The sequence below is a fragment of the Gammaproteobacteria bacterium genome, assembly GCA_022340215.1.
In the GTDB taxonomy this organism is placed as follows: Bacteria; Pseudomonadota; Gammaproteobacteria; order JAJDOJ01; family JAJDOJ01; genus JAJDOJ01.
Map to the genome: position 1 here is coordinate 1 of JAJDOJ010000016.1, position 7,186 is coordinate 7,186.

The following is a 7,186-nucleotide window of genomic DNA, read 5'->3' on the forward strand; positions in this document are numbered from 1 at the left end:
CGCCTTGATGACGAACGATCCCGGCGCGGCGCTGTCCCTGCTTTGCTTGGGCACCGGTCTTGGGCTTCCTGCCCAAGCCGTTCACTGCTTCGCAGCTCACCCGGCGCAATCTGGTATGCCATTTTCCGGCAATCGCCTTAGGCTACTCGCTCACCGTGTATCCCTTTCCACGCAGGCAGGTCGCATAGGCCTGATCGTAGGTCTTTAACTTGGACTTTTCGCTCGCGATCTGATCGCTATAGTAGGCGTGTCGTTCTTCGGTTTGCCGATGCGCCCGGAAGATCGACATCAAGCCACCAACCGCCGCGCCGATGGCCGCACCCTTGCCGGCATTTCCGCCGATGGCGCCCCCCACCGCGCCGAGTGCCGCCCCGCGGGCCCCACCACCGAAAAGTTCGCGACCCTGGTCGTAGTTGCCGCTGGCCCCCAACTCGGCCGCTTTCTGGCTTTGCTCCTCCACTGTCTCGGGGTTGATGCCGGTTTGCTGAACGGACCACTCGTGACACGCCTGCTTGTCCTTGTTTTCCTTCGCCTGGCTCTGTCCCTCGCTGGGATAGACAAACATGTCGGCATGAGCGCTACCGACAAGCCCGGCAGCGAAGCACAGGTGAACCAGGAACAACAACCTACGTGGATTCATCATCACCTCCTCTCTGGAATCGAAAAAGCTATCTAGACAACCTGTTGGATCCACTTCGCTTGATCCAACCTACGGGTTTTCTTATGAGTTAAGACATTCTGTAGGGTGGAACAAGCGCAGCGGTTCCACCATTACGGGTGTTCATGGACGCCAACTATGCTATGGCATCCGTGCGCCAGTAACGGCGGTTCCACGATGACAGGCAAAACGGTGCGAATCGCGAATGATCGCCGAAAATGACAGTCGGCGCCAGCCATACCGCTCTAGACTACGCTCCCAGCCTTGCGATCGTATTCGCTCGGCTGGAAACTCCACCATTCAGAACCGGTACATTGCGCCGCGCCCCAGCTCGTAGGGATACTCCCCTTCGTCCTGCTCGAAAAACGACCCATGCCGTCGGGATGCATCCTCCCCCTCCGCGGGGGGATCGAGATACCGCGGCATGTATGCCGGTTCGTGCCTGCGCGCCCACCACCGGCGGGCCTCCGCACGCCGGTCCAACCAGGCGCGATAACGGTCACGACGCTCACGCTCGAGCGCCCGGTAGTCCCGCCATGCCCAGTATGACGCACGACCGTGCGGGTATGCGTATCGGTCATCGTACGGGCCTCGCCACGGAGTTGCCCCTGGAAGACAGGCGCCGGCATCCGGGGCCGGTTCGTGCGGCAGGGCCTCGAGGCCTTCGCCGGGCGCCTCGGAAGGAGGCTCGCGACCGGAAACGCCGCCCATATCGCCCTGCGCATAAGCCGGCACCCAGATGCAAAGGACAACGACCAGGATGAAACGCGTGACATCGCCTCGCGGGATCATGAATTCCTCTCTTTTCGGGCAGCGCCTCTCGGGGTTTGACAACGGCCTGAGCGGCCCTGGAATCGGAAACTCGAGCGTGCAGGATACCGGACATGGTTTCAAGTCCCGGCCTCCGCGCCGTGGCGACCTGGCCATGATCAGACCTTGACCCCGGCCTGTTTCGATGGACGCCAGACACAGGAAAGCCCCGCATTCCGCGCGGGGCTTTCCTGTGTCCCGAGGCATTCCCTGTCTGGCAGAAGGATCTACTTGCCGGCAATCTCTTCCAGGCGGGTGGCCGGGATCACCTGACCCTCCAGTGCGGCGTCCTTCGCGCTCTTGCCATAGGCCACCGTCATCAGGGTACTGTAGTAGACCACGGGCATCTTGAACTTCGTTCCGTACTTCGCGTTGATCTGGTCCTGGTAGACCTCGACGTTCATCTGGCATACCGGACAGGGTGTCACGATCATCTCGGCACCGCCATCGTAGGCGGACTCGATGATATCCTTGATCAGCGCCTGGCTCTTCTCGGGCTCCGAGAACGCCAGCGCCCCGCCGCAGCAGGACACCTTCTTGTCGTAGTCCTCAACGGGTTCGCCCCCGAGCGTCTCGACCAGCTTGTCGAGATACTTCGGGTTCTCGAAGGACTCCCCCTCGATACCGAACGGCCGGTTGGTCTGACAGCCGACGTAACCGGCGATCTTTATGTCCTCCAGGGGCTTGACGACGTGCTTGCCAAGCTCCTCGTAGCCGACGTCCTCGATGATGACCTCGACCATATGCCGGATCTTGTTCTCGTTCTTGAACTCAAGACCCGCCTCCTTGAGCGCGGTGTTGGTTTCCGCCATCAGACCCGAGTCGTCCTCGAGTCGCTCGACGGTTTCCCGGGTCGCCAGCCAGCAGGCCGCGCAGCTCGCCACGACGTCCTGTCCGGGATTGTGCTTCTCCGAGAGCGCGAGGTTACGCGCGGACAGGGCGAGCCTCGGCAGCTCGCCACCACCACAATAGCCGATGGAGGCGGAACAACAGTTCCAGTCCGGGATGGTGTTCAGGGAGATATCCAGCGTGTCGCACATGGACTCGACGGACTTGAGGTAGTTCGAGGACGATGCGCCCTTTTGCGACGAACAACCCGGGTAGAATGAATATTCTTTGGTCGCCATTCGCTGGCTCCTCCTTACGCGTTTTTCGCCGAGCCGCCCTTTGCATCGACACGGGCGGACTCGAGCTCTTCGGCCTTCTTCAGCATGGCATGAAACCCCTTGAGGTCCTTGATCGAGTGTCCGCCCACCATCTCCATGGGGCTCATACGCTTGGTCTTCAGCATGCCGAGGCCCACCGGTGCCATTTTCAACGAGGTCTTGACCCCCTCGGAGAAGCCGTTCATGAAATACAGGTTCACACCGAGTTTCAACTCGTTGATGCGGCCCTTCTTCACGAGATTGTCCCAGAATCGCTGCGAAAACTTGTACGTCGGCTGCTCCTTCGGTGCGAGGCCGAGTCGCGTCGCATAGTGGGCCAGACCGTGCATGATGTGCGTGATGGGCAGTTCCCTGGGACAGCGCACGATGCAGTTATAGCAGGACGTGCACATCCACATGGAGGTGGAACTCAGGACTTCGTCGCGCTTGTTGGCGCGAATCATCATGAAGATCTCCTGGGGCGGATGGTCCCAATAGGGACCGAGCGGACACGAACCCGAACAGACCCCGCACTGCATGCACATGCGCACCCATTCGCCTTCCTCGACGTTGTCCGTCACTTCCTTGAGGAAGTTGTTCCGGTACCTCTCCACCTGTGCAACGTTGATGTCTTCACTCATCGTGCATCTCCTAGAACTTGAACGGACTGAGACCGATCTTCTCGACGGTTTCCGCCATGTCGTTGATCAGCCGTGGCGCCCGCTGGATGTCGGTAATCGCCACCTCGTAGGTCGTGACTCGATCGGTCTCCAGATTCAGCTGTTTCAGCGTATCGTCGATCTTGCTCATCCGGATGTGGGCGAGTTCCGACCCCTTGACGAAATGGCACTGGTAATCCTCGCCCTTCTGGCAACCCATCAGCACCACGCCGTCATAGCCGCTGTTGAGTGCGTCGGTCACCCAGATGGTATTCACCGACCCCAGACAGCGCACCGGGATCACGCGGACGAACGCACTGTATTCAATCCGATTCTGGGCCGCCATATCCAGGGCTGGGTAAGCATCGTTCTCGCAGGCCAGGACGAGAATGCGCGGCTTCTCCTCGAACTCATCCGGAATATCGACGTTCTTGATCTGCTGGCCGACCGTATCCACCGAGTAGTTCTCGAACGAGATGACGCGTACCGGGCACGCCCCCATGCAGGTACCACAGCGGCGGCAGCGGGATTCGTTGAACAGTGGATAGCGCTTCTCGTCCTCATCGATGGCGCCGAAGGGGCACTCTACCGTGCAGCGCTTACACTGGGTGCAGCCTCCCCGTCGGAATGAGGGAAAACTGAGATCGCCCGATCTCGGATCCGCCGCCATTCCCTTGCCGGCGTTCTCGACCTCCTGGATCGCCTTCATCATGGCGCCGGTTGCGTCGTCACGGGCCTGCAGGATGTCCATCGGCCTGCGGACCGGTCCGGCGGTATAGATCCCAGTCCGGCGCGTCTCGTACGGAAAACAGATGAAATGCGAGTCGGTGAAGCCGTGCACCAGTTGGGGCACGTCGGTACCCTGCCGGTAGTCCAGATGCAGGATCGATTCGACCGGTACGGTGACCTCGCCTTCCTCGACCGGCGCATCGGGGTCGATCCCGGAATTCGGCACCAGGCCCGTCGCCAGGACCACCAGGTCGGCGCCCATCTCGACATCTTCGTCCAGGATCGCGTCGCGCAGCCTGACCGAGAGACCACCGTCGGCTTGCTCGACCTCTTTGACCTCTGCCTTGGTAAAGACCACGCCCTTGTCCTGGCCGCTGCGGTAGAAATCCTCTCCAGCCGCGCCCGGCGTGCGCAGATCGGTATAGAAAACGACCGTATCGATGTCCGGGTTCCTGTCCTTGAAGTACATCGCCTGTTTGATGCTGGCGTTGCAGCAGAACCCGGAACAGTAGGACAGATGGCCTTCCTTCTTGCTGCGCTGTCCAGCGCATTGCACGAAGGCAACCGAGCCCACCTCCTTGCCGTCGGAGGGTCGCTTGATCGGACCGTCGCCGGCCTCGATCGCGAGCTTCTCGAGTTCGGCCTGTGTGACCACGTCCGGAGACTTCCCGTAACCGAGTTCCGGCAACCGGCTGGCGTCGTAGGGGCGAAACCCGCTGGCCTGCACGATGGCGCCGAAACTCTCGGAGATCGTGCCTTCGCCCTCGGTCTCGATCTCCACGGAGAACCGCCCGGGCGCACCCGCTGTCTTCGCCAGCGTCGCGTTCAGATAGACCGAGATGTTTTCGTCGGCCGCCACCTGTGAGGACAGGTCCGCGACGCCGGTATCCTCGGGGTCCGAGTAAGGCGCTCGAGAGGGAACCTTGCGGTAGAAATCCGCAGCCGCTCCGCCCAGTCTACCTGTCTTTTCCACGATGGTCACGGGATAGCCCGCCTTCGAGCCCTCGATGGCCGCAGTCATGCCGCTCACACCGCCGCCCACAACCAGGATGTGCTTGTTCAGAGCTTGTTCACCACTGGACCTGGGGGCCACCATGTGCCGGATTTCCGCGCAGCCCATGCGGATGTAGTCGCCCGCCATTTCCTGGGTGGTTTCCCGGTTCTCCTCGGTATCGGGCCGCACCCAGATCACGCCTTCACGAAGGTTGGCGCGCGACAGTGCCACTTCGTCGAAACGGAAGGCCTCCGCCTTGGCCCGACGCGAACACGCCGCAAGCAGCACGTGAGTGACCTCACCGTCGTCGATGTCCTTGCGGATCGTCTCGACCCCTTCGGCGCTGCAGAGAAAATCATGTTGCTTGGCGAAGTTCGCCTTGCCTTCGCGCGTCGCGATCATCTCGAGCTGATCGGTGTCAAGCCGCTCGCCCAGCCCGCAACCCTTGCAGATATACGCCCCAATCTTCTTCTCGTCCGCCACCGATTAACCCTCCGCAGCTGCCACTCTGTTGACCACCTGAATCGCACGAAGCGCCGCCGCCGTCGCACTTTGCACCGAGCGATTGACATCCAGCGCATCGGAAGAACAACCGGCGGCGAAAACGCCACCGTTGGCCTCGTCGAGCTCGATGAAACCCTCGCGATTCACCACCACCTGCACGGGGAGGTTTTCCACACTCGGCTGCATGCCGATAGCGAGGACGGCCAGATCGTGCGGTGTGGCATAACGGTCGCCCCCCTCAGTATCCACGCCGTACAGGATCGGGTTGCCGGTCGACTTGTCCTCATCGATGCTGGCGACCTTGGACTTGACGAACCTGACCTTCGGGTCGTCCCGCACCTTCGTGTAGAAATCCTCGAAGCGGTCGATCGTCCGGATGTCGATGTAGTAGACCGTGACGTCGCCATCGTCACCGAACTTCTCCCGCACGTAGGTCGACTGCTTCAAGGTCGCCATGCAGCAGATCCGCGAACAGTGGAGCAGATGGTTCCGGTCCCGGGATCCCGCGCACTGAATAAACGCGACGTTCTTCGCCTCCTTGCCATCGGAGGGACGCACGAGCTTGCCGCCGGTCGGGCCGAAGGGGTCCATCATGCGCTCGAATTCCATACTGGTGATGACGTTGTCGATCCGGTCGTAGCCGTAGGGCTGGATCTTGCCCGCATCGTAGGGCCGCCAGCCGGTCGCCCAGACGATCGCCCCCACCTTGAGGTCGATGGTCTCTTCCTGCATATCGAGATCGATCGCACCGTACTTGCACGCGTCCCGGGCACTCTGCGCCTCGTCGGTCCCGATGATGCGGGGATCCAGGACGTAGCGCTGGGGATAGGCCATGTTGTACGGGAGGTAGGCGCCCTTGCGCTTGCCCATCTCGAAGTTGAACTCGTCGTCGAACTCGGAGGTCACGACATCGGCGCAGGCCCCACAGGCGGTGCATTTCTCGTTGACATAACGGGGTGCGACCTTGATCCGCACCGAGTAGTCACCCTCCTTCCCGCTGACCTCGTCAACTTCGGCCATGGTCAGCACGTCCAGCCGGGGATTGCCCTTGATCCGCCGCTGATTGATTTCCAGACCGCAGGTCGGGAAACAGAGCTTTGGGAAGTATTTGTAAAGCTGGGCGACTCGACCTCCGACGAAGGGACGCTTCTCGATGAGAAGCACATCCTTGCCGGCTTCCGCAGCGTCGAGCGCCGCGGTGATCCCGCTGATACCGGCACCAACAACCAGTATGGTCTGGTTGGTTGCGATCACTTCCGTCATGGACTTCCTCCGTCTCGAATCGGAATATCTCTGATGTGCCAGACGGGACCCGCGCCGACCTTCCCGGCGGGTGAGCTAGCCTTGGCGAGAGGCGCTGCCTGGCTGCGCCGTGAACTCTAAACAGCAAGAGACCATAACCGGAAACCGGTCAGGAATCTACAGTTACCCCTGGTGGTAAATATCGAATCTACAAATAAAGAAAATAGAACGTCTGAATGTCTGTATCGGATAAATGGACGCGCGCGCCTTCAGACCAGAGGAATACTAGGAGCCTGTCGGACTTAGGATTAATCTACTGCGCTGATGGGAGCTCGGCTCAAATGCCCCCGATTTTTCGTTGCGTAGGCCCACTATGCGCCTCAAAATCGTGAACATTCGATCTCGCTCTCTCATCATGCTCGCTACGATCACCTAAGTCCGACAG

Annotated in this window: 6 protein-coding genes; all 6 read right to left on the minus strand. The window is 60.8% G+C overall.

Annotated features, from left to right (window positions below; all coding sequences use genetic code 11):
* Positions 1–142: 142 nt before the first annotated feature.
* The 6 genes from LJE91_01045 to LJE91_01070 all read right to left on the minus strand — a co-directional run bounded on the left by LJE91_01045 (position 143) and on the right by LJE91_01070 (position 6,762).
* Complete coding sequence (locus tag LJE91_01045; protein ID MCG6867346.1) at positions 143–643, minus strand: hypothetical protein; 501 nt, start codon at positions 641–643, stop codon at positions 143–145.
* 315 nt (positions 644–958) lie between these two features.
* Positions 959–1,450 carry a hypothetical protein gene (locus LJE91_01050; protein ID MCG6867347.1) on the minus strand — a complete coding sequence of 164 codons (492 nt, stop codon included), beginning with the start codon at positions 1,448–1,450 and terminating at the stop codon, positions 959–961.
* A gap of 245 nt (positions 1,451–1,695) precedes the next feature.
* Positions 1,696–2,595, minus strand: coding sequence for a CoB--CoM heterodisulfide reductase iron-sulfur subunit B family protein (locus LJE91_01055; GenBank protein MCG6867348.1), 900 nt, complete (start codon positions 2,593–2,595; stop codon positions 1,696–1,698).
* 14 nt (positions 2,596–2,609) lie between these two features.
* Positions 2,610–3,254, minus strand: coding sequence for a 4Fe-4S dicluster domain-containing protein (locus LJE91_01060; protein ID MCG6867349.1), 645 nt, complete (start codon positions 3,252–3,254; stop codon positions 2,610–2,612).
* 10 nt (positions 3,255–3,264) lie between these two features.
* Positions 3,265–5,478: a hydrogenase iron-sulfur subunit gene (locus tag LJE91_01065; GenBank protein ID MCG6867350.1), complete on the minus strand. Its 2,214-nt coding sequence runs from the start codon at positions 5,476–5,478 to the stop codon at positions 3,265–3,267.
* Between the two features lie 3 nt (positions 5,479–5,481).
* Positions 5,482–6,762 (minus strand): FAD-dependent oxidoreductase, encoded by a 1,281-nt coding sequence (locus LJE91_01070; GenBank protein MCG6867351.1) that lies wholly within the window; start codon positions 6,760–6,762, stop codon positions 5,482–5,484.
* Positions 6,763–7,186: the final 424 nt, after the last annotated feature.

Excerpts from the sequence above, each read along its gene's own strand:
- LJE91_01045 (MCG6867346.1), bottom strand. The coding sequence starts at position 643 with ATGATGAATCCACGTAGGTTGTTGTTCCTGGTTCACCTGTGCTTCGCT.
- LJE91_01050 (MCG6867347.1), bottom strand. The coding sequence starts at position 1,450 with ATGATCCCGCGAGGCGATGTCACGCGTTTCATCCTGGTCGTTGTCCTT.
- LJE91_01055 (MCG6867348.1), bottom strand. The coding sequence starts at position 2,595 with ATGGCGACCAAAGAATATTCATTCTACCCGGGTTGTTCGTCGCAAAAG.
- LJE91_01060 (MCG6867349.1), bottom strand. The coding sequence starts at position 3,254 with ATGAGTGAAGACATCAACGTTGCACAGGTGGAGAGGTACCGGAACAAC.
- LJE91_01070 (MCG6867351.1), bottom strand. The coding sequence starts at position 6,762 with ATGACGGAAGTGATCGCAACCAACCAGACCATACTGGTTGTTGGTGCC.